Source organism: Candidatus Melainabacteria bacterium, from assembly GCA_016193285.1.
Lineage (GTDB): Bacteria > Cyanobacteriota > Vampirovibrionia > 2-02-FULL-35-15 > 2-02-FULL-35-15 > JACPSL01.
This window is the reverse complement of the sequence record JACPSL010000025.1, coordinates 39,095-60,185: the sequence shown is the minus strand read 5'-3', so window position 1 is coordinate 60,185 and position 21,091 is coordinate 39,095. Positions and strand designations below refer to the sequence as shown.

The window sequence follows — 21,091 nt, the reverse complement described above, 5'->3', positions numbered from 1 at the left end:
CATATGAACCAAGATAAACTAAACCGTCTAATTCAAGAAGCTTCTCAATTAAATAAAATTGAGAAGCTTATAATAATAAAGTTTCTTGTTGATGACAAGAATAAAGATTCTTTAACTGATAAAGAAAAACAATTTATTGAAGAATCGGAAAAACATATTAGTGAGTTACGTGGTATAAGAAAACAACTTCGAGAAGTGATTAAAAAGTTTGAATGATTTAAAAGTGAGATTAGAACGTGCAAAAGCAGGTTGGAATTACCTCTGGAATTTACTTGAAAATGAAGTTAAAAATCAAAACATTAGCAAAGAAATTTTGATGGTATTGTATCGATATCAGGTTGAACTAGATACTGACAGACACTTGCTTGAACTATATGAAATAAAACTTAAAAATATTGATCCATCTGAAGAAGATAAAGAAACAATAAGTGATGGGCTTTCAAGATATGTAAGTAAGTTTCAAGCAATAGCACTGACAATAGAAAATCTATTAAGAGAATAAGATTATCTCAAAACAATCCTCAGCTCTTAGCTGACTGCTGAGAGCTAATTGCTGATTGCTGATTGCTGACTGCTTTTTCCAGTGGCAATCCTAAAATTGTTTTTATAAATCCTAAGAATAATGGATGTGGTTTTTCAGGACGAGATTTAAACTCTGGATGAAATTGACTACCTACAAACCATGGGTGGTTTTTTAATTCGATTAGTTCAACTAAAGTATTGTCAGGAGAAATACCTGCAAATGTCATTCCTCCTAAATTAAGCCTTTCACGATAAAAATTATTTAGTTCGTACCTGTGTCTGTGCCTTTCATAAATTATTTCATTATCCTCACTGTATACAGTTTTAGATTTTGAACCTGGTAATAAAACGCAAGGATACTTTCCTAGCCTCATTGTTCCACCTTTTTGAGTTATACTTTCTTGATCAGGCATTAAATCTATTACTGGATGTAAAGTATCTGGTGCAAACTCAGTGCTATTTGCTCCTGTTAAACCACATACATTTCTTGCAAACTCGATTACAGCACATTGCATTCCTAAACAAAGTCCTAAATAAGGTAATTTATTTTCTCTTGCATATTTAATTGCATTTATTTTTCCTTCAATACCTCTGTCTCCAAATCCTCCTGGCACAATAACTCCTTCAATATCACTAAACAAATCTTTTAGATCTGTAGTGTTATCCAAATCATCTGACAAAACCCATCTTATTTCAGTTTCTATACCTACATGTGCACTAGCATGATTAATAGCTTCTACAACACTAATATATGAATCTGATAATCTTACATATTTTCCAACAATTGCAATTTTAATTAATTTTTTCCCATTAACTCCTTCTGGCTTTTTAAGCTTATTTACAAGTTCTTGCCAGCTGTTTAAATCAGGAGGACTACTTACAAGGCAAAGTTTATCTAGGATTCTTTCAGCTAAGCCTTCTTTTTCAAGAGCAAGAGGAACCTCGTATATTGATTTTTGATCCTTGCACTCAATTACAGATTCAATTGGAACATCTGTGTAAAGTGATAACTTTTCTTTAATAGCTTTTGGAATTGTTTTTTCAGTCCTACAAACTAAAATGTCTGGTTGAACACCTTTTCCTCTTAAAATTTCAACACCATGTTGAGTTGGTTTTGTTTTAATTTCACTAGTTGCTTTTAAATTGGGTAGTAATGTTGCATGAACATAAGCAACATTTTCTCTTCCAACATCATTTCTAAATTGTCTAATTGCTTCTAAAAAAATTAAACCTTCAATATCCCCAACTGTCCCACCAACTTCTACAATAACAATTTCTGCGCCACTGGTTGTTGCAGCTCTTCTAATTCTTTCTTTAATTTCATTAGAGACATGTGGAACCATTTGAACAGTTCCACCTAGATAATCACCTGTTCGCTCACGGTTTATTACAGACTGATAAATGCTTCCTGCAGTAACATTATTTATTTGACTTAAGTCAGTATCAATAAATCTTTCATAATGCCCAAGATCTAAATCTGTTTCAGCACCATCTTCAGTGACAAAAACTTCTCCATGTTGGTAAGGTGACATTGTACCTGGATCAACATTTAAATAAGGATCTAATTTTTGAATTGTAACTGAAAATTTTCTTGCTCTTAAGAGACAACCAAGTGATGCAGCTAATATGCCTTTTCCGAGGGAACTCACTACTCCGCCCGTTACAAATATGTACTTAGTCATTCATTCTCCTATCTTTGGTACTCTAAAGAACCCATACTCTTCATGTGGTGCGTTTTTTAAGATTTCCTCTCTTTCAAATTGTTTTTTAATAATATCTTCTCTCATAACATTAACTGTTGGTATTGGTTGAGTCATAGGTTCAATATCTTTAGTGTTAACTGTATTTAACTGATCTATATAATCAAGAATTTTAGAAAGTTGTTTTGTGTACAATTCTTTTTCTTCTTTAGTTAAACTTAATCTTGCTAGTTTAGCTACATGTTCAACTTGTTCTTTAGTAATCATTACTATAATATTGTATCAAATGCTTAAACTTTTAAAATGCTCATTTTTTGAAAGACCTACGTTAACTGTAGCACCTGAGTTATTAGGGAAAACAATTGTCTTAAGAGGAAAAAATAAAAAAGAAAGATTAGGAATAATTGTTGAAGTTGAAGCTTATACAAAAGATGATCCTGCATGTCATGCAGCTCGTGGAAAGACTCCAAGAAATGAAGTGATGTTTAGTCATGGAGGTTATAGTTATGTTTATTTTATTTATGGTATGTATCATTGTTTAAATTTTGTTACTGAGAAAAAAGGAATACCAGGTGCTGTATTAATTAGAGCACTTGAAATTCCAAATCATGATGATGTTCGTATAGCAAGTGGTCCTGGCAAACTTTGTGAACATCTTAAAATTACAAAAGCTCATAACAATATAAATTGTTGTAATGAAGATAGCCCTTTAATTGTTGTAAACAATCCTTATTATAAAAATTTTTCAATTGTTCAGGCAAAAAGAATAGGCATAAGAGAAGCAGCACACCTGCCATGGCGTTGGTACATAAAAGATAATCTATCGGTTTCAAAGAAGTAACCATGTAAAATATAAAATATAAACTGTGGAAATAAGTAATTTTGAAAAAACATATATTAATTTTCTGGAGGTGATTAACAAAGCACAGGATGTTGAAACTTTATGCATAGAGACTTTTAAAATTATTCAGAAAATATTTAATACTAGTAGGGTTCAAATTTGGGAAGAAGTTCTTGATACAAATGAAATGTCTGTTTTATTTGAATGTTTTACTAGCAATGATATTTCAATGCTTAAACTAAGAATGCCTTATTTACCTGAAGAGTCCCTTAGAAAAATTAATCAATCGGATGTCTGGGAATATACTAATATTTCTGACAAATATTTAATTAGGTATAAAATAAATTCCCTTCTTGGTCTTGAACTTAAAATAAATACTACAGCAAAAAACTTTTTAATTTTAACTTTTACTGAAAAAACTAAAAAATTAAGTAAGAATGAAATATTATTTTTAATAGAACTAAAAAATCTTCTTGAACAATCAATTATAAAAAATAAAAATTATGAAAAAGCACTTGAAGAACTTAAAAGACTTCAAAGCCAAAGTATAAACCTTAGAGAACAAGATCATCGTAGAACAAATTTAATTAACAACATAAGTCATGAATTTAGAACTCCTCTTTTAAGCATTCTTGGTTACAGTAAAATGCTTTTAACTAAAAATCCTTCTCAAATTACAACTAAAGAAATAATTGAACAAATTTCACAAGCTGCAAACCGGTTATCATCTTTAATAACTGATTTTTTACAAATTAATAAATCTGATTATGAAGGATGGTCAGTAAGTCTTGAGCCAACTGACATAGGTGAACTAATTAAAACTTCTGTAAAAGAATTTAGCAACTTAAATAAAAAACATGAAATCACTTATCATATTTCTAGCAATTGCCTTATTCTAAAGACAGACACAAAATTAGTAAGAGTAGTGCTTGATAATTTAATTTCTAATGCAATTAAATACTCTCCAGATGGTGGAAAAGTAAAAGTTTCTTTAATCTTTCCACCAGAAAAACAAAACTTAGAAATTTCTGTAACTGATGAAGGCATTGGAATTCAAAAAGAAGAAATAAATAAAATATTTGACAGATTTTATCGTGCAAGTGATCCAAAAATTCAAAATATTTCTGGTTCAGGTTTAGGCCTTGCAATCTGTAAAGAAATTCTTTCTATATTAAATGGAAGCATAAAAGCTGAAAGTGTAGTAAACAAAGGCAGCGCTTTTACATTTACATTACCAATTACCTGATTTGTAAAAGTCAGGTAAGTGTTTATACTTCAAGGGGTCCTTTATACCAGCCTCAGCAAAACCTTTTAAACGTAATTGGCAGCTATCACATAATCCACAGGCCAACTTACCTCCTAAGTAACAGCTCCAGGTTAAAGACCAGTCAACGCCAAGCTTTTCACCAAGTTTTATAATCTCCGACTTAGTCATTTTTATTAATGGTGTCTTAATATTAACTGACTTACCTTGAACTCCACTAACAGTTGCAACCTTTGCTAATTCTCTAAACTTATCTATAAACTTACGACGACAGTCTACATAGCCTGAATAATCAACTGAGTTTACCCCTATGTAGATTTCATCTGCACTTAATGCTTCAGCATATGCCAAGGCAAACGAAAGAAAGATAGTATTTCTTGCAGGTACATAAGTATTTGGAATTGATTTGTTTGTCAACAATGATTTTTTATTTCTCTTAAAAAGGTTTCTATTTTGAGGTACTTTAGTTTTAATATCTGTTAAAGAAGAACCACCCCAACTAGTTAAATCAAACTTAATTACTTTATGTTGAACTGCTTGAATTCTTTTAGCTATTTTATATGCACTCTTAAGCTCTCTCTTATGCCTTTGTCCATAATTAAAAGTTAATGTGTAAATCCTAATATTTAAGCAAGGCTTCTTTTTATAGCTTGCAAGATAAGCTAAGGTAGAAGAGTCAAGCCCACCTGAAAGCAAGACAACAATTTTTTTAAAAGAATTTTTTGAGACCATCTTGTTCCAAATCTTGTTAGAAGAATTAGTTTTAGGGTATGTAAATAACAAATAATAAATCATACCTTAAAACAGCACTTAAGAAAGACTAAGAAGTCCATGAATAAAGCTATTTTAATATTTTTATCAGCCCTCTTAATATCAGTAAATATTTCATTGCCCTCAAAGTCCAATACTATTTTAAAAGGCATGGCTAGTGTAAATGATATCTTACCTAGAAACACTAAATTAAAAGTATTTGTAAATAACGATCTTGATTCATTAAAGAATCAAGCAGGTGATGAATTTAATGCAACAGTTTTAACTGACTTTAATGTGAACGATATTGATTTAATTCCTGTTGGAAGTATTGTAATTGGTTATGTTGAAGATATTATGCATGCAGGTAAAGCAAGTATGCAAGGAACTATTGAGGTTTCATTAGATAAAATTGTTTTACCTTCGGGAAAGTACCTTCCTTTAAGTGGTGCAAGATTTGCTGCTGATAGAAAATATACAAATAAAAATCACAAGCTTAAAGGTGAAGGTAATGGTTTAGCAAAAGGGGTTGGAATTGGAGTTTTAAGAGGAGCAACATTAACTTTTATTCCAGGAAGGAAGGCAGTAAGAACTACAGCTGTTGGAGTAGCAGCAACTACTGCAATTTTTAGTGGTGGATGGAGTGTAACTTCAACAGCTGTTATTGGTGGAATAACAGGACTAGCATATGGCTTAAAAAAACATGGACAAGAAGTTATGATTGCACGAGGTCAAGAACTTGAAATATTACTTGATTCAGACCAAGATTTAACTCTTCTTGAATAGCAATGTAGCCTCTTAAGGAAACAATTATTAAATAAAATCTATATCTTAATTGACAATTAACGATTGACGATTGACAATTGTTTTAAAATGCAAATAATTACTTTAACAACTGATTTTGGAGATGTAGATCCATATAGTGGTGTAATGAAAGGTGTAATTCATGCTATTTATCCATACGTACGTATTGTAGATATTACTCACAATATTTCTCCTCAAGATATATTACAAGCAAGTTGGGTCATTGAAAGTTCATATTCTTATTTTCCAGGTGGTTCAATTCATGTTTGTGTTGTTGATCCTGGGGTTGGAAGTTTACGTAAGCCCTTGCTTATTGAAAGTAGAAATTATTTTTTTATAGGACCTGACAATGGAATATTTACAAGTGTTCTTGAAAAAGAAGAAATTAAAACTATAACAGAACTTACTGAAAGTAAATATTGGCTGTCAGTTATTAGTCAAACTTTTCATGCTAGAGATATTTTTTCTCCAGTTGCTGCTTACTTAGCAAAAGGAGTTTCTCCAGGTGATTTTGGAACACCACTTACAAAAGAAGGTTTAATTAAACTACCATCAAACAGTTTTTTAAGAACTGAAAAAGGTTGTACTGGTACTGTAAAATACATAGATCGGTTTGGAAATATTATTACAAATATTCCTGATTCAATAATTCCACCTAAGATCCAAGGAAAAATTAAAAACATTGATTTTAAAGGGTTAGTTTCTAGCTTTTCTGAATGTGAGCCTAATAAGTTTTTTGCAGTTAAAGGAAGCAGTGGTTATATTGAGTTATTTGTAAATAAAGGTAATATTGCAAAACAAATTGGTGCAAAGATTGGTGATAAAGTAGAAGTTAGGTTTTTGTAAAGTTACAGAAAGGTTAAAAAATATGTTAAATATTTCAAACAAAGAAAAAATATTAAATGCATTAAAGAGTAAGAAGCTAGTAAAAATTATTTCTGGAATTAGAAACTACGACAAGCAAAAAACATTGAACATAGCAATTGCAGCTGAACTTGGAGAAGCAACTGCACTTGATATTTGTGATGCTCCTGAAATTATAAAAGCAATCCGGGCTTCTGTTCAGCTTCCACTTTTTGTTTCAAGTGTGGATCCTCTAAAGCTAATTGGAGCTCAATACCTTGGTGCTGATGTTTTAGAAATTGGTAATTATGAAAGCTTTTATAAAGAAGGTAAAATGTTTACCCCATCTGAAATTCTTGAGATTGTAAAATTTATAAAGAAATCAATTACAGTAGAGACGCATAGCTATGCGCCTCTACTGTGTTGCACTATTCCTGCAACACTTGAAATTAAAAATCAAATTAAACTAGCTAAAAAATTGTTGGATCTTGGTGTCGACATATTACAAACCGAAGGCTTTGCATTTCTTACACCTGTTTCTGATAGTAAGGAACAAACTTATAATGATGTTTTAAAAGCTGCTTCCACATTAGCAAACACAATTGAGCTTAGAAAAGCTTTGCCAAATGTAAACATTATTTGTGCAAGCGGGATTACTTTAACAACAGTCCCTCTTGCTTTATCTTGTGGAGCAAGTGGTATTGGAGTTGGAAATTATATTAATTCAATTGTAAGTCAGATAGAAATGACTGAAAAAGTAAAAGAAATAATGGAATGTGTTCTATCCAGTTATGCTACAACTTTAAAAATGACACCCATAAGAATTTAGTTTACCTTTATAATATTTAAATGACACAAGCAGAATCTACTCAAGAAATATCTCCGAGGATTAGAAACCAGCGTCTTGAAAAATTAGAAAGAATAAAAAGTCTAGGGATTAATCCTTATCCTTATAAATTTAAAAGAACCCACAAGGCATCTGACCTTCAAATAAAATATAAAGATCTGACTTATGGTCAAGAAACTAATGACAGAGTTATTGTATGTGGAAGGATTCATAATGAAAGAAATGACTGGATGTTTATTGATTTATATGATGATTCTGGAAAGATTCAACTGTACCTTGAAAAAGAAAAGTTAGACAAGAGAATTACTGAATTATTGCCACTCTTAGATAAAGGAGATTTTATTGGTGCAAGTGGCAATATATTTAGAACACCACGTGGAGAGTTATCTGTTAAAGTTAGTGAACTTACACTTCTTTGTAAATCTTTGTTACCGCTTCCTGAAATTATAGAAGGAAAAAAAAGGCACTTAGGAATTCATGACATTGAAACAAGATATAGACAAAGATACTTAGATTTAATTGTAAATCCAGTACCAAAAGAAACTTTAAAAAAAAGAGCAAAAATAATTTCAGAGATTAGAAATTACTTAGATTTAAAAGGATACATTGAAATTGAAACACCAGTTTTACAAACAGAAGCAGGTGGTGCAGAAGCCAGGCCTTTTGTTACACATCATAATGCTTTAGATCTGGATCTTTATTTACGAATTGCAACTGAACTTCATTTAAAAAGACTTGTTGTAGGTGGACTTGAAAAAGTATATGAACTTGGACGAGTTTTTAGAAATGAAGGAATATCTACAAAACATAATCCTGAGTTTACTTCACTTGAATTATACGAGGCCTATACTGATTACAATAACATGATGGATTTAACAGAAGATTTAATTGAGACTATTTGTTTAAAAACATTAGGTAAGTTACAAATAGAGTTCCAAGGTAAAACAATTGATTTTAAAAAGCCATGGAAAAGAGTTTCAATGCTTGATCTTATAAAAGAACATGCAAAATTAGACTTATCAAATTCTCCGGGTGAAAAAATTATTGAAGTATTTGATGAAAATGTAGAATCAAAATTAATTGAGCCCATCTTTGTAAAAGATTATCCACTTATGGTTTCACCTCTTGCAAAAAAACATCGTTCTATAGAAGGCATGGTTGAAAGGTTTGAACTTTATATAAATGGTTGGGAAATTGCAAATAGTTTTTCAGAATTAACTGACCCACTTGATCAGAGAAAAAGATTAGAAGAACAAGCAAAGAGAAAACTAGCAGGTAATCACGAAGCTCATCCATTAGACATAGACTTTATTACTGCACTTGAATATGGCTTACCACCAACAGGAGGACTGGGGATTGGCGTAGACAGATTAGTTATGTTACTTACTAACTCAGCTAGTATTCGAGATGTAATAGCTTTTCCAACAATGAAGCCACTAGCTTGATTATTTTACGCTAGCAATGCGTCTTCTTTCCCCGTGAACGATCTTTGCTGCACGTCCAATAGATCTTGGGAATTCTCTTCCTCTAGTTAAAACTGTTTCGTCAAAATGAACTGGTTCAAGTGTGTCTAAAACAAAATCAACAGCAAATCTAACATCAAAATCCTTACACGAAAAAATATCTAAGGTAAAAAACTCCTTTTCTGGAAAAGTATGTAAAGCAATATGTGACTCTGCAATTAATACTACTCCGCTAATACCCCAGTCTTCTTTTATGTTTCCACCATCATACTTAAATACATAAGGTGGCATTATTTTTGTCATTTCTAACTTTTCAGGTAATATATCAAGTAATCCACTAATTTTTCCAACGTCTATTAATTTCTCTCTTGGTGATCCATATGCTTCTAACAATAAATGTGGTCCAAACATTCCTTTCTTCCTCCAGCCTTTTTACTTAATTTCGATTTTCGATTTTCGAATCTTGATTATTTGCCCAGTTTAATTTCCAAAATTTTTTTTGTTTGGCCGGAATTGGGCAGTCACCGTTTAGGTGCTAGTAACTATCTTAATTTCCTCCTTTCATTTTTTTTTATTTTTAATTTTTTTCTTTGGCTCTTCACTAATTTCACTAATTTCATTTATTCCCTTTTTTCATTTTTTCTACTACAAAAAATCTTTTAACAAGCTTTAGATTATAACAGCAGATTATCTTATGCAACGAAGCTCCTTTCACATTTTTTTATAAACTTTTCTTGGCAAAAAAAATATTTCTTGTGACAAAGAAAACCTGAAAGCTAGAAATTGCTAAATGGGCGAAATTGTTTGAAATTAAGCTTATTTCTAACATTTGTTGCTTGGTGGATATTTTTTTTTGGATAAAGTGTGCCATAATTTTGCTTGGATATTTTTTTTTGGATTTTATGAAACTATCAATTAAATGGCTTGAGAATTTTGTACCGTTAGACGGAACTAGCCCTGAAGAAGTTGCTAAAAAGCTTACTTTGCACTCCTTTGAAGTAGAAGAAGTTCACAAAATTGGTCCAGAGCTCAAAGGTCCAATTGTTGTTGGCAAGATTCTAGAGGTTCAAAAGCACCCTAATGCTGACAGACTTTTAGTAGCAAGGGTTACTACTGATGGAAAAAATCAGCTACAGATAGTTTGTGGGGCAAAAAATATAAAAATTGGTCAGTTAATTCCTGTTTCACTTCCAGGAGCTATGGTCATAAACCGCCAGGACGGGTCTAAATTAGGAATTAAGACTTCAAATATAAGAGGAGCAGAGTCTAATGGAATGCTCTTATCACCAAGTGAACTAGGTTTAGAAACTACTGACCCAAATAGCATTTTAATCCTTTCTGACAACACAAAAGTTGGTGCTGATGTAATTAATTATCTTTCACTTAGCCAAGATACAGTTCTTGAAGTAGCAGCTCGTTCAAACAGGGGAGATGCACTTTCAGTTTATGGACTTAGCAAGGAAATTAGTGCACTAACAGGTAAAAAACTTAAAGAAATAAAAATTAAGCCTCCTTTTGAAGATAAAACAGTTCAAACCATTAAAAGCAAGATTGAGGACAATAAAGACACCTGTATTTTTTATGCTGCAACAATTGAAGATATAGAGATTTCAGAAAGCCCACACTGGTTAAAAAACTTACTACTATCATGTGGGATTAAGCCAGTAAATAATATTGTAGATATTACAAATTATATTAATTTTTCTTTTGGGCAACCTCTCCACGCTTATGACAGGAAAAAGTTAGATGGCAATGTTTTAACTGCTAGATCTGCTAGAAAAGGTGAAGAAATTATTACAATTGATGGAAAAAATAGAAAGCTAGATAAAGGAATCTTAGTAATAAGTGATAGTAGTAAACCAGTTGCTGTAGCTGGAATTATGGGTGGCAAGGAGTCTGAAGTAAGTGAAAATACAACTGATATTGTTTTAGAAGCTGCAGTATTTAGCCACATAAAGGTTAGAAAAGGCTCAAGAACTATTGGTTTATCTACAGAAGCTTCAAAACGATTTGAGCGTGGGGTGGACAGTAATTTTACATATAAGGCCTTGTTGTACGCCATAAATATGATTGAAGAGTTTGCAAGAAAAGATAATACAGTGCCTAAGGTTGGGCAGATACAAATAGCTGGACAACCCTTAAAAAAAGAGGCTCAAATTAACTTAGAAGTAAAAGAAATTAAAAGAGTTCTTGGCATTGAGCTAGATATAAATGAAACTGAAAGGATACTTAATTCAATAGAATTTAAAACTAAGAAACAAGGAAAAGATTCCTTAGAAGTAGTAGTGCCTTCAAGTAGAGTAAATGATGTAACTCGATCTATAGACTTAGTAGAAGAAGTTGCAAGGATTTATGGGTATGATAAAATACCTGCTTTTCCTCCACCTTCATCTATTTCAGCAAGTAGAATACACAGCTCAATAAACAAGATTAGGAACTATTTTTTAGGAGCTGGTTTTTCTGAAACTTATTTAAGTAGTCTTATTGGAGAACAAATTTTAAGTAATATAGAATTCCCGTTTGATAACTCTAAGTCTATAAGCATGGTTAACCCTCTTTCAAAGGAACATTGTGTACTAAGACAATATCTTTTGCCTGGGTTATTAGAAGCATTAAAGTTAAACCAAAGCTATAAAAATTATGCAGTAAGGCTTTTTGAGATTGGGAAAATATATTATTTAAACAAAACTGCTACAAGTATTAAAGAAACAGGTGTTACTGAAAAATTAAAAATTGCAGGTATAATGTCAGGATTTGAAGAAAACTGGTTCTCAAACAAAAACCAAACTGAAAGTAATAGCTTACTTGAGCTTGCATTTTTTACTATGAAAGGTATTCTTGAAAGATTGTTTTGCTTAGTAGCTACTAAAGTCATATTTAATTTTACAAGTGAGGGCTATCTTCAACCTAACTTATCCTTAAAGGTAATCTTAAACAATCAAGATATTGGTGTTATGGGATGCTTACACCCCAAAATAATAAAAAAGCATAAACTTTTACTTTTTAAACCAGTAATGGTTTTTGAATTATTCCTTGACCCAATTATTACAGAATTAGAAAAGATAAAAACATTTAGAAAAATTTCTTCCCAACCAATGATTGAAAGAGATATAACAGTTGATGTTTTAAAATCAATTAACTCAAGCAAGGTAAAATTTGAAATTGAAAAAGTAGTATCAAGCTTTGTTGTGGATACCAACTTAATTAATACATATGAGCTTGACAATGAAAATGTGAGTTTAACTTACAGACTTAAAATGCAAGAATTAAAAGAAACCTTAACTAGTTCTCAAGCTGATGAAGAAGTAAATAAAATAAAAAATCATTTAAGTTCTTGCCTGGGGGGTAAATTCAGGGTTTAATAGGAAGTACACTGTGTATAAGATTAATAAACCAGTACAAATTATATTTATACCAATTGTAACTATAGGTATAATCCTTTGTGCTATTACTCCTAACTACTTTACTACTACACGGATACTATCTATAACAGCATTACTCATTGGTGAAGCAGGATTAAGCTTTATCCCTGTTTTAGCTTTTTACCCTAAAGCTAGCATTACACAAGCAATAACACTTGCCACTGTTTATTTTTTTACAACCTTTCTAATATGCTTTGCTGCTTGGGGAATAAATAGCTTTGGAATAACAAGTGATTATGCTTTTTTAATAAAAGATGGAGAATTCCAAATTAACACTCATGCTTTATTTGTTTCAAATATTTTCTCACTACTGGCATTAATCTTAAGTTTTAAACTTGTTTATCAGGAAGAAAGTAAAAGTACAAAAAAAGATAAAGGCTACAGTAAAGATAGGCCTAAGTTTGTTGGTTTTCAGAAACCATTATTAAAACAACCAGAACATGTAAAAAAGGTGGAATCATATAGCAGTAAAAAAGATGCCTTAGATGAAGATCTTATAAAACCATTTGAGTTTGAACCTGAAATAGAAATTTCTACAAAAGATCTTCCAGAAGAAAGTTCAGGAAAGCTATTTTCACACAAAGAGGAAGAAACTCAAACACCTTCAGAATTCTTTGATGATGGTGAGACAACTAGCCTAGTTAAAAAAACCCTTGAAAAGCCTAAACCAATACAACTTACTCCATTTCAATCTTCAGACATAAAAAAGGATCTAGCTGCAATTTTTGAACAATATTCTTCATTAAATGCTGTAAGAAAATTAACTTTTGATAAGAGTAAGAAAATTCTTGATGATCAAAAAGAACAGGAAAGAAAGAGAAGACAAATAGAAGTTCATGTGGAAGGAGAAGACATTCATGATGCTAGCTTCAGACAAATTAGTGAAACAGAAAAGCTAGAAGAAATCAGGGAAGAATTAAAAAAAGAACTACAAGAAGAATTAAAAGCAAAATTAACACAAGAGATCCCCGACAAAAGCATAAAAACAATAAAAGAAGAACTTATTGAAAGCTTAAAAGAAGAAATTAAAAAAGAGTTAGTAGAGAAAACAAAAGAAGTTTCACAGGAGGACATAAATACTTTAAAAGGAAAACTAGCAACTTTAAATAATAAAGAACTAAAAATTGCTGGTTCGTTTATATTAAGTAAAGAAGGAAACTTGCTAGCTGAAGAGTGGAGAGAAAAACAAGTCTTACAGGAATCTGCTTATAAATCAATAACGCAGTTATTTCGTATAGTAAGTAAAGAAATAAATAAAACAAATCAAGGATCTTTGTTCCATATCCTGCTAGAATCTGAAAATGGTACCTTAGCACTAGCAAAATTAAAAGATAAAATACTAGCTATTAACACAAAAGGAACAGGTGAAAACAATTCAGGTCAAATTCTAAGGGCAATATCTTCAATTGAAGAAAATTAAAATTAAGTTTTAAAAATGAGAGAATTAATTGAATTAGTCATCCAAAAAAAAGCAAGTGATTTGCACATTAGTGTAGGTTCTTCTCCAATTCTAAGAATTGATGGAAAGCTAGTACCAACAGAATATGAAACATTAACACCACAAGATACAAAAGCTTTGATTTACAGCATATTAACTCTTGAACAAAAAAAAATTCTAGAACAAAAACTTGAACTGGATTGTAGTTATGGTATTGAAGGAGTTGGTAGATTCAGGGTGAATGTCTATAAAGACAGGCAAGGCTTTGCAGCTGCATTGAGAACAATTACTACAAAAATACCTACCTTTGAACAATTAAATCTTCCAAAAGTTTGTCAGCAAGTTTGTACAAAACCAAGGGGTTTAGTCCTTGTAACTGGACCAACTGGTTCAGGTAAAAGCACGACTCTTGCTGCAATGGTAGGTTGGATAAATGAAAATAGATCAGATCACATTCTTACTATTGAAGATCCTATTGAGTACATTCATTCAAGCAAAAGATCACTTGTAAACCAAAGAGAACTTGGTGCTGACACACATAGTTTTGATAATGCATTAAGAGCAGCTTTAAGAGAAGATCCGGATGTAATTTTAATTGGTGAAATGAGGGATCTTGAAACAATTGCTCTTGCTTTAAAAGCAGCTGAAACAGGACACTTGGTTTTTGGTACATTACATACAAGTTCAGCAGCACAAACTATAGATCGTGTTGTTGATGTATTTCCACCAGAGCAACAACAACAAATTAGAATTCAGTTAAGCAATGGACTTGTTGCAGTGTTTAGTCAGACACTCATCCCCAAATTAAATTCCCAAGGACAAATTGACGGCAGAGTTATGGCTATGGAAATTTTAGTTAACACACCTGCAATAGCAAACTTAATAAGAGAAGGCAAGACTGCACAAATATATTCTTCTATTCAAACTGGTGGAAGACTGGGAATGGTTACTTTAGAAAACGGCTTGGCAGATCTTGTAAAGAAAAAATTAATAAGGCCAGAAGATGCACTTGCTAAAAGCTCCAGAGCAGAAGATCTAGAAAAATTAATAGCTAGTGAGTTAAGTGGGGCAGGGATTTCACAATCTCTTTAGCTTTGCCTTCAATGCAACCAAAGGTTACATGAAATATTTAACCTTCTCAATATCTCTTCATAAAAGGTGTCTTGAAATATTAAAAAAATAAAAAGTTTTGATACCAAAAATATCATCAATACAGTAAATGTATTAGACAAAAACTCTACAATTAAAAAAATATTTTGTTTTTGCAGTAAATATAACCATAAGTTGCATTTGAATCTAAGGTTTTTCCCGATACAAGAAATTTAAATCTTTTGGTTGAATGTATCTCTCATGATAACTAAAAGAAAAACAATTTCTTTTCTCTGTATCATTTGTTTATTAAACAACATTTGTGTTTTTGCTCTTCCAGTAAATGCTCAAGAAATTGTACAAGATAAACTTGTAATCTCTGGTGTTGTTGAAGATGAACATTTTGATTCAATTTCATACAGGATAAATAATGAAACTGAAATTAAAACAATAAATGAAACAGAATTGGAAGATCTTGGCGATAATAAAAAAGCATTTGAAATAATATTAGATACACAAATAACCCCAATAACAAAAGTAGAAATAATTGCAAAAGATAAAGCAGGAAATAAAACAAGTAAAATATTTGAAGTTGTAGGAAATAAAGTAGTAACATTAAAAAAACAGAGCCAAAATAATGAAATAAATGGAATAAACAAAGTGAGTGAAATAAACGGAGTAAGAATAATAAAAAATGATGGAATGACATATCAAGTAAGACAAGGAGAACCATTTGAACTTATTGGAGATTTGGTAATTTGTGATGATATACAAAAATCTCAAAATGATGGTCAGGCAAAACTAGTAATAAACTCCAATGTTTTTATGATAAATAATAGCTCTAGTAATATAAACATAGGAGGAAGTTTACTTGGGAGTGGATTAATTACAACATCTACAATTGGAAAATTAGACGGTTGTAGACTGTATCCAAGTGTCTTTGAGAGCATTATTTTAAATAGTAATAATACAGTAACTGATCTTTTTAATCCTAATTTAATTGGGAATAACCCAACTCTTTACTGGCCACTTAGAACTTATACAATAACTCAAACACTAACAGCTAATCCAGGGTATTCAAACCTCTATGGTACAACTTTCGAAAACAACTCACTTAGTACAACACTTACTTACAGTATTCAAGTAATCCGCGATGTAGAAGCATCCATACAGAAAGTAGAACCAAAAAATCTAATTTACGACAAAGAAAATACAATAACATTCAAACTACAAACAGAAGACAGTGCTCCCTTTACAGAAGATAAAAAACCACAAATTAAAAATGCTGCTGCAAATATTGAAACTCCAAGTGGTGAAAAAGAAAATAATTTAAACCTAAACTGTAATCTGACACCAAATCAGACTTTGCCAAATAGAAAATTAACTTATGATTGTACATTCAAATACACGCCAAAAGAATATACAAAAGAAGAAAAACCTTACATATTAAATATTCCTGTAGAGTTTCCAGAAGAAAATGGAGATAACAAAGATAACGAAGACAATGGAGGTAAACCACAAATTGTAGCAACTACTAAATTAAACTTTAATTTATTAACTAACGAAAGCTTTAATAAAGATTTTGAAAGTGGGAATGTATTTGGACCAATATATTTTTATACAGCTTTCTCAAGTGCCTCTGAAGATGAAACAAGATTTTCGTATAGTACTCCACAAAAATTAATTCTTTTAGATAAACCAAGGATAAATAGTGGGAGTGGAAAACTAAAAAGAAAAATAGACAAGAAAACACAAGAAGAAACAACGGAGACAAAGGAATTAACACTTAGTATTTCAAACAATACAAAAACACCTGAGAAATATACACTTGAATTAAAATTAGAGATGTATGATGCTTTGAATAATTTACTAACCACGCAAACTAAAAAAGTGAAATTAACTAATGAAGAACTAAGTAAGCAAGTAACCATAACAGGATTACCAAAAGAAACAGAGCTTGTAAAAGTAACTCTAGAAAGAAGTAACAATTTTCTTACTGACCTAAAACAAAGAGTAAAAGAAGAGTTTGGAGATTTAGCAGCAAGTAAATTAAATGATCCAAGATACAAAATAGCAGACAAGGCAGAATACAAAGTAGATGGTGAAGTAGTAACGTTTTGTGATGTAGAAAGAGAAAATGAGGGAAATAAAAACGTAATATTTAGTTACTCACAAAAATCCGGGAAGACACCAGGAATAAGTGCAGAAGGTTATTTAACAAGTGAACCAATAGAAGTAGTTCCAATACTAAACCTAAACGAAATAATAGATCCAACAAATAGACTTACCGGTGCAATGAGTGGAACGATTTCATTTCTAATTCCAGATGAATGGAATAATTTTGACAAGGTCTCCTTCACAATAACATCAGGAGATGAAAGTGACAGTTGTGAATTAAAAATTGGAGACAAAACTTTCTTTACTGAATCAAGTAAAGAAGAAGACAAAATTAAACTTCCATTTGTAACAAATGGAACAGCAACGATTCTAGATGATCTAGCACTAAACATAAAATCAGTAAGCTTTCCATTTAGTGAAGAGCTTACCTTAAAAGATTTCAAACAATTACTGAAAGACCTAAAACTTTTAAGTGAAGACAATAATAATGGATATGATCTTGAGACACAGGAGGCGACGTATGAACTTCTAAAAATTATTGATGATTTAAGATGTAATCAAAATCAAATCTTAGATCAAAATCTTAAATCACAAGTTACAACCACTACATTTCAATGTGGAATATCCACATCAAATTATCAGGAATATATTTTAAGTTCAATTAAACAAAATCTTCCTTATGTAATTTTAATAAAAGGACTTACAAATGTTTTAAAGCCAATAGGATTACAAAGTCCTCTAGTAGATTCTAATTTACCAGATAGTATTTTATTTAAAGCGTTTGCAAACGAAGAAGCACTTTTACCTCTACCACCATGGGTTAAAGTAGCTTTAGGTCTTGGAGCTTACATTGTAGCTGCCACGTTAAATAACCAAAAAACAAAATTAGATTACTTTGAGCAAGTAAAAGATTCAACATGTACAAGAGTTAGCGGAACAATTGACAGAAGATTTATAATCGGGAAAGATCTAAATAACTTAGACAGAATGAGAACAAATACAATGGCAGGAATATCAATAGACAATTCATCAACCTTTAAAGTAAATGTGACAGAACCATTTCCACATATTCCTCAATATCCTGGATTTTATTCTACATGTTTACCTGAAGGATCTCATACAATCACTCTGCAATTTAACGGACAAAATACTTTTAGTATGAGTGTTACTGTGCCTAGAACTTCTCTGCCAATATTTGTTGAGCCATTTGTTGGTGGAGTGTTTAGGAAGTATGGGACATTAACAGCAATTCCTAAAATTATAGATTCAAAATCAATCTTCAGCAGTTCAGAAGGTGATGTAAGATCAGTTCTCAACCCTACTGGCTCTGGTGCATACTTAACTAACTTATCTCTTAAGCCAGATTTAGAAGCTTCAACTTCAGAAATTGCAGAAGCACTAAGATTATACAAGTCAGGCACTTTTGAACTTGGCGATCCAAACAGCAAAGGTGAATTAGAACCTGAAAGAGCTAAAGCTTTTATTGACTTAGCAGTTAATACAAAAGAGATTTACTTAGACCATAATAATTACTTCCCATTACAATTTGTTGTACCATCTTCCCCAATATCATTTGGCAATCCCGGTGAGTTATCACCTTTCATCTTAATTGACAAGTTAGGCATCCCATGACTATTAAAGAAATATTAGACAAATTCAAAAATGCAAAAAATGACACAATTTTAGCAAGGGACATACAGCTTAATGTAAGAGCAACTTTCATCCCTGAAGACCCATTAGTCAAATACACCATACTAGAAGATGAAACGGGGATACTTGAAGCAGTTCCTGCAACAAAAAAAATATTTGAATCTTTAAAGCCACACATAGGAAAGAGTGAACTGCTAACACTTAAAGGTCGTTTAGATAAAACTGGTTTTGGAAATATAGCTTTTGCGATTGAAGAGATTATTGAATAAGTTAAACCTTACTTACAGAACTAAAAACCATTTTAGAAATTCCTGACTAACTTTTCTTTTTTACCAAAACCCGACTACAATTATTTTTAGTATCTCTTTTGATTAAAAAAACCTCAAAAACTTCAACTTAACTAATTTTTACATAAATTTTGGTTAAGAAACTAATACATTTACTGTATATCAGTTAAGAAGTGAGATTAAATGCTTGGCATGGTTGAGCCAGTAAATAATTCAGGACTTTCACTTCCAGAAATGAGGGCACTAGGTATTGATGTTAGGACATCTTTTTTTCCAGACACTCGTAAAAAAGTAGAAGAGATGTTAGCCCGGCAACAAGCATTTAGAGACTCGCTATCTCCAGAAGAACTTGCTGCTTATGATCGAGAAGTGGAAGCTATGAGTGCAGCAACTTGCAGCCTAATTGAGCTCAGGCAAGTGGAACCACGAACTACTGATTATTAATCTTTCATTGCTTTTTCACTTTTAACTTTTTCAGATGCCCCTTTTTCTTCAATGAGGAAGCGTTCTCCTCTAAGTTGTCTTCTTTTTGGGAAAAAATATAAACTTAATCCATTTGATATTTCATATAAAATTGATTTTGTTGTTTTCATAAATGGATTGCTATCATCAAATAGTCTTACAAATGGCATAATTATATTTAAGTTATTTACAAATAAACCTATCATTGAGAGCTTGCATCTCTCATTTGCTATTCTTAGAAGCTCTTGTTTTTGTTCTTCTGTATAATTGTTTGGAAGTTTTAATTTTTCAAGAATTCTTTCACCCTCAATATGCTCCTTAATACTAAACCTAAGACTATAAAGAAGCTGTTGCGTTGCTACTCCTATACTGGCAAGTGAATCTATTTTTCTTCTTACTGAATCACTTATAGTATCTTCAGAAAATAAAAATGTACTTATTGCTTTCAGTGGTACTCCTATAAGTGATACTGCAAATCCAGGTAATCCTAAAAGTGGTGCTAATGCTTCATTAAGTATCCCTGCTGATTCTTCTACTCTCGTTATGTCTTTTGAAAATAATCCTTTAACTAAATAAGTTAATTTTTTTGATACTGTTTCACCTCTTTTAAGTTCAAGCAAGGATTTTAATCTTTCTTTCATAAAATTAACTGTCAATAAATCATCTTTATTTATTTCTTCCAATACTTTCTTACTTGCTTCATTACCAAATAGTGCAAAGGGACAATTTGCTACATACTTCATCAGATGTGTTAAAAATCTTTGGTCAAGGTAACCAACGTATTGCCCTCTCCAAAAAAGAGTTGTTGGAAGTGTAAGTAATTGAATTAAAGATTCTTGTTTATCAGAGTCAAGGAAAGAAAGGAAAGGTAAAACAAAAGGTTTAACTTTAGTTTCAATCTTACAAGAAAGATCTGCAAGATCACCAGTGACATGATTACCATAATGTTCTTTCTGGTAAAGCTTTACTCCTAAATCATCATCAGGTTGTTTATAGATGGTATAGAGGTCATGACCACGTTTTCCTAATGCAAAATTATGAAGAATATTTATTCCTGTTTTTACAAAAGATGGAACGGAATCAAGATTATTTAAAACTGAGAGAAATATTCCAGTTATAGTAGCAATAAGAGCAGCATTAGCTCCGCTTTCACCATAAGTTTTATTTCTCTCTGCCCAATCACATGCTTCTTGAAAGCGATCCTGGGCTCCAGCAATTTCCCATTTAGCTTCATCTTTAGGAATGCCATTTTTGATTAATATCCTTATAGCCTTAGATTTAAGTGAAGGATCTAAAACTATTCTTTGAGCAAAATCTATTGGAAGTGCATTTGGTTTTTGAGGAAGAATAGTTTGCGGAAGAATTAAATTATCTTCGTTTATTATTTGTTCTGGTTTAAATCTTGTAAATTGTCTTTGTTTAAATCTTTCAAAGGTTTCTTCATTTACTAAATATCTTCTTGGGATATGAACATGAGTTTTACCTCTAGTCGGTTGTAATTCAGAAGTTTTACTAATTGCTGTAATCATAGTTGTAACTTCAGGCAGTATTAAATAATTGCAACTACAATACCACAAAGAATTTTGTTTTT

General features: G+C 31.4%; 19 protein-coding genes. 14 read left to right on the top strand and 5 right to left on the bottom strand.

Annotated elements, in window-relative coordinates:
* Positions 1–3 precede the first annotated feature (3 nt).
* A complete protein-coding gene (locus tag HYY52_05470; GenBank protein MBI2996139.1) occupies positions 4–216 on the top strand; it encodes a hypothetical protein in 213 nt (70 codons plus the stop codon).
* 7 nt (positions 217–223) lie between these two features.
* Entirely contained in the window at positions 224–502 is a 279-nt protein-coding gene (locus tag HYY52_05465; protein MBI2996138.1) for a hypothetical protein, read from the top strand.
* A gap of 19 nt (positions 503–521) precedes the next feature.
* Here HYY52_05465 and HYY52_05460 read toward each other — a convergent pair whose 3' ends face one another.
* Positions 522–2,204 (bottom strand): CTP synthase, encoded by a 1,683-nt coding sequence (locus tag HYY52_05460; GenBank protein ID MBI2996137.1) that lies wholly within the window; start codon positions 2,202–2,204, stop codon positions 522–524.
* Complete coding sequence (gene gatC, locus HYY52_05455) at positions 2,205–2,489, bottom strand: Asp-tRNA(Asn)/Glu-tRNA(Gln) amidotransferase subunit GatC (GenBank protein MBI2996136.1); 285 nt, start codon at positions 2,487–2,489, stop codon at positions 2,205–2,207.
* 19 nt (positions 2,490–2,508) lie between these two features.
* Between gatC and HYY52_05450 the strand changes: the two genes are divergently transcribed.
* Entirely contained in the window at positions 2,509–3,063 is a 555-nt protein-coding gene (locus HYY52_05450; GenBank protein MBI2996135.1) for a DNA-3-methyladenine glycosylase, read from the top strand.
* A gap of 25 nt (positions 3,064–3,088) precedes the next feature.
* Positions 3,089–4,309 (top strand): hypothetical protein, encoded by a 1,221-nt coding sequence (locus tag HYY52_05445; protein MBI2996134.1) that lies wholly within the window; start codon positions 3,089–3,091, stop codon positions 4,307–4,309.
* Here HYY52_05445 and queC read toward each other — a convergent pair.
* On the bottom strand, positions 4,295–5,122 hold the full coding sequence (gene queC / locus HYY52_05440) for a 7-cyano-7-deazaguanine synthase QueC (protein MBI2996133.1): 828 nt from the start codon (positions 5,120–5,122) through the stop codon (positions 4,295–4,297). The genes HYY52_05445 and queC overlap by 15 nt on opposite strands.
* Before the next feature lie 36 nt (positions 5,123–5,158).
* Here queC and HYY52_05435 point away from each other — a divergent pair, with 36 nt between their 5' ends.
* The 4 genes from HYY52_05435 (at position 5,159) to HYY52_05420 (ending at position 9,016) form a co-directional block, all read left to right on the top strand.
* The gene (locus tag HYY52_05435) at positions 5,159–5,863 is read left to right on the top strand and encodes a hypothetical protein (GenBank protein ID MBI2996132.1); all 705 of its coding nucleotides are present in this window, start codon (positions 5,159–5,161) and stop codon (positions 5,861–5,863) included.
* 87 nt (positions 5,864–5,950) lie between these two features.
* Entirely contained in the window at positions 5,951–6,727 is a 777-nt protein-coding gene (locus HYY52_05430; protein ID MBI2996131.1) for an SAM-dependent chlorinase/fluorinase, read from the top strand.
* Between the two features lie 22 nt (positions 6,728–6,749).
* Entirely contained in the window at positions 6,750–7,553 is an 804-nt protein-coding gene (locus HYY52_05425; protein ID MBI2996130.1) for a DUF561 domain-containing protein, read from the top strand.
* A 20-nt stretch (positions 7,554–7,573) separates the two neighbouring features.
* Positions 7,574–9,016, top strand: coding sequence for a lysine--tRNA ligase (locus tag HYY52_05420; protein MBI2996129.1), 1,443 nt, complete (start codon positions 7,574–7,576; stop codon positions 9,014–9,016).
* On the opposite strand, the gene HYY52_05415 is transcribed toward HYY52_05420, so the two are convergent.
* Complete coding sequence (locus HYY52_05415) at positions 9,017–9,445, bottom strand: S-adenosylmethionine decarboxylase (GenBank protein MBI2996128.1); 429 nt, start codon at positions 9,443–9,445, stop codon at positions 9,017–9,019.
* Positions 9,446–9,936: 491 nt separating this feature from the next.
* Between HYY52_05415 and HYY52_05410 the strand changes: the two genes are divergently transcribed.
* The 6 genes from HYY52_05410 to HYY52_05385 all read left to right on the top strand — a co-directional run bounded on the left by HYY52_05410 (position 9,937) and on the right by HYY52_05385 (position 19,482).
* Positions 9,937–12,396 carry a phenylalanine--tRNA ligase subunit beta gene (locus HYY52_05410; protein MBI2996127.1) on the top strand — a complete coding sequence of 820 codons (2,460 nt, stop codon included), beginning with the start codon at positions 9,937–9,939 and terminating at the stop codon, positions 12,394–12,396.
* Between the two features lie 13 nt (positions 12,397–12,409).
* Entirely contained in the window at positions 12,410–13,876 is a 1,467-nt protein-coding gene (locus HYY52_05405) for a hypothetical protein (protein MBI2996126.1), read from the top strand.
* A gap of 15 nt (positions 13,877–13,891) precedes the next feature.
* Entirely contained in the window at positions 13,892–14,986 is a 1,095-nt protein-coding gene (locus HYY52_05400; protein ID MBI2996125.1) for a type IV pilus twitching motility protein PilT, read from the top strand.
* Positions 14,987–15,244: 258 nt separating this feature from the next.
* Positions 15,245–18,733, top strand: a complete 3,489-nt coding sequence (locus HYY52_05395; protein ID MBI2996124.1) for a hypothetical protein — start codon at positions 15,245–15,247, stop codon at positions 18,731–18,733.
* Positions 18,730–19,020, top strand: a complete 291-nt coding sequence (locus HYY52_05390; protein ID MBI2996123.1) for a hypothetical protein — start codon at positions 18,730–18,732, stop codon at positions 19,018–19,020. Before HYY52_05395 ends, HYY52_05390 begins: the two co-directional genes overlap by 4 nt.
* 201 nt (positions 19,021–19,221) lie before the next feature.
* On the top strand, positions 19,222–19,482 hold the full coding sequence (locus HYY52_05385; protein ID MBI2996122.1) for a hypothetical protein: 261 nt from the start codon (positions 19,222–19,224) through the stop codon (positions 19,480–19,482).
* On the opposite strand, the gene HYY52_05380 is transcribed toward HYY52_05385, so the two are convergent.
* Positions 19,479–21,029: a hypothetical protein gene (locus HYY52_05380; protein MBI2996121.1), complete on the bottom strand. Its 1,551-nt coding sequence runs from the start codon at positions 21,027–21,029 to the stop codon at positions 19,479–19,481. The genes HYY52_05385 and HYY52_05380 overlap by 4 nt on opposite strands.
* Positions 21,030–21,091: the final 62 nt, after the last annotated feature.